Source organism: Arthrobacter sp. 18067, from assembly GCF_902706295.1.
Classification (GTDB): domain Bacteria; phylum Actinomycetota; class Actinomycetes; order Actinomycetales; family Micrococcaceae; genus Arthrobacter.
Window position 1 is genome coordinate 1 of record NZ_CACSJJ010000110.1, and the last position, 397, is coordinate 397.

Annotated in this window: 1 protein-coding gene; it reads right to left on the reverse strand. The window is 75.3% G+C overall.

The window, feature by feature from the left end:
• A partial coding sequence (locus tag GVL04_RS24320; protein WP_159709185.1) for an MFS transporter occupies window positions 1-397 on the reverse strand: 397 nt, incomplete at both ends.

Here is a 397-nt window from a genome sequence, read left to right on the forward strand (position 1 = left end):
CACCGAGGTTCACCAGGGCCAGCGCGACCGCGAGGAGCGCGGCCCCGACCAGGTCGGGCATCGTGCGTCGCCCCGGGGCCCGGCTCTCGACCAGCTGGTGCCGGGCCACCCACAACGCGAAGACTCCGAAGGGGATGTTGATCAGGAAGGCCCAACGCCAGCCACCGAGCTCGACGAGGGCGCCGCCCGCGGGCGGGCCGAGGCCGGCTGCCACCGCTGCGGTGGCCCCCCAGAGACCGATGGCATGGGAACGGCGGTCCTCGGGAAAGGCCTCGACGACGAGCGCGAGGGAGGCCGGCACCAGCAGGGCCGCGCCGAGGGCCTGCAGCACCCGAGCGGCCACCAGCAGGTCGACCGACGGCGCCACCCCGCAGAGCGCGGACGCGAGCGTGAACAC